Annotated in this window: 1 protein-coding gene; it reads left to right on the top strand. The window is 55.7% G+C overall.

What is annotated here, in order from left to right; all coding sequences use genetic code 11:
* Nucleotides 1–183 precede the first annotated feature (183 nt).
* A partial coding sequence (locus tag ABLA76_RS17845) for a CHC2 zinc finger domain-containing protein (protein WP_348988936.1) occupies nucleotides 184–1,908 on the top strand: 1,725 nt, incomplete at its 3' end.

Raw genomic sequence — 1,908 nt, 5'->3', positions numbered from 1 at the left:
AATAAAAAAATCGCGTTCTTCGTTACTGATAGCCATAGCTGTTACCGTTCTTGAATGTAATAAGACAGCCATAACTTACCTCACGTTTTACTACTATATGTTGTTAATACTACAATATGTGGTATATTGATGTCGAGTTATTTTTATCTAAACCCTATTGACACGTTTTGAAGGATTATCGATATGGCTCGCATCCCGGAAGCAGAATTACAGCACCTGAAATCCGCCGTCTCTTTAGTGGCTATTATTGAGCAGCAAGGACGGCAGTTGTTTAAGCGCGGCAAGGATATGACAGTGCTGTGCCCGTTCCATGAGGAGAAAACGCCCTCGATGGTGATCACTCCGTCGAAGAACCTCTATCACTGCTTTGGCTGCGATGCGGGCGGCTCGGTGCTCGACTGGGTGATGCAAACGGAGAACCTGAGCCTGCGTCATGCCGTGGAACGCCTGCGGGCGGTATTAGGGATTAATCCCTCGGTAGAGCCGCTGGTACAACCTGCGGAGCTGGTCAGCGATGCGATCGGGCAACAGCTGCTGTTATCGCGGGTGATCGGGTTTTATCACCATACGCTGTTGAATGCGCCGGAAGCGCAGGCGTATCTGGCAAAGCGGCGGCTCAATCATCCTGAATTAGTCGCCCAGTTTAAGCTGGGTTTTGCCAACCGCACGCTCGCTTACCGTCTGCCCGGCAGTAAATACACCAAAGACGGGGCTGACGTCCGCCAACGCTTACAGGCTGCTGGCGTGATGCGTCAGTCAGGGCATGAACATTTTGTCGGTTCGCTGGTTGTGCCGGTGATCAGTCCTGAGGGGCGGATACAGGAAGTGTACGGGCGCAAAATCACGGATCGCCTGCGACCCGGCACGCCGTTACATCTGTATTTACCGGGCGCACATGGCGGTGTCTGGAATGAAGCGGCGCTGAGTGCTTCTAAGTCGCTGATCCTGTGTGAATCACTCATTGATGCTCTGTCGTTCTGGGTCACGGGGCAACGAAATGTCACCGCCGCCTATGGTGCGAACGGCGTCACGGCAGATCACTGGCAGGCGTTCGAACACTACGGCATTAAGCAGGTACTGATCGCCTTCGACAATGACAGCGCAGGCAATGAAGCCGCGGTGAAACTGGCGGCAGCACTGGTTGCCAAAGGGATCACGCCGCTGCGCGTGGTGTTCCCGCCCGGCAGGGATGCGAATAGCTATCTGTGTAAGATGGCCGAACCCGAAACCGCCTTTGCCCTGCTGATTGAGAGTGCCGTACCGATGCAGGAGGCGGCGGATATGGTGGCTCTAGAGCGCCAAACACCTGAGCCGGACACGACACCCAAATCCGCTTCCCCTTTAGCGGCTGAACCTGTATCCAATGTAACGCCGGGCGTGGTCTGTGAACTCGGCGACAATGGCGAGCTGCTGATCTCGATCGGCACACTGCAATGGTGTCTGCGCGGCATGGTCGCCATCAAAGCAGGCGCCGCCGCGATGAAACTTAATGCGCAAGTGCTGGACAGGCAAAGCGGCGTGTTGTTCGCGGATGGGATTGATCTGATGAGTGCCCGTTCACGCAACAGTTATGCCAGGCTGGCCGCCAACGAACTGGGGTTAGGGGAAACGGCGCTGTGGCGTTCGCTGGGGCAGGTGTTACTGGCTGCCGAACAGTGGCAACAACAGGCAGAAAGCCCGGCAACGGCGCAGCCTGAGCTGAATGAGGCTGAACGGGAAGCCGCACTGAACTTGCTGCAAGATCCGACCCTGACAGCGCGTATTACCGCTGACTTAGCCGCCTGTGGTGTGGTCGGTGAATCGACTAACTTACTGGCGGGCTTTTTGGCGGCAGTGAGCCGAAAGTTACCCAAACCGTTAGCCGTCCTGATCCAGAGCAGCAGCAGTGCCGGAAAATCCTCATTGATG

This window comes from Xenorhabdus sp. SGI240 (assembly GCF_040081915.1).
Taxonomy (GTDB): domain Bacteria; phylum Pseudomonadota; class Gammaproteobacteria; order Enterobacterales; family Enterobacteriaceae; genus Xenorhabdus; species Xenorhabdus bakwenae.
This window is presented reverse-complemented; position numbering and strand designations above follow the sequence as displayed.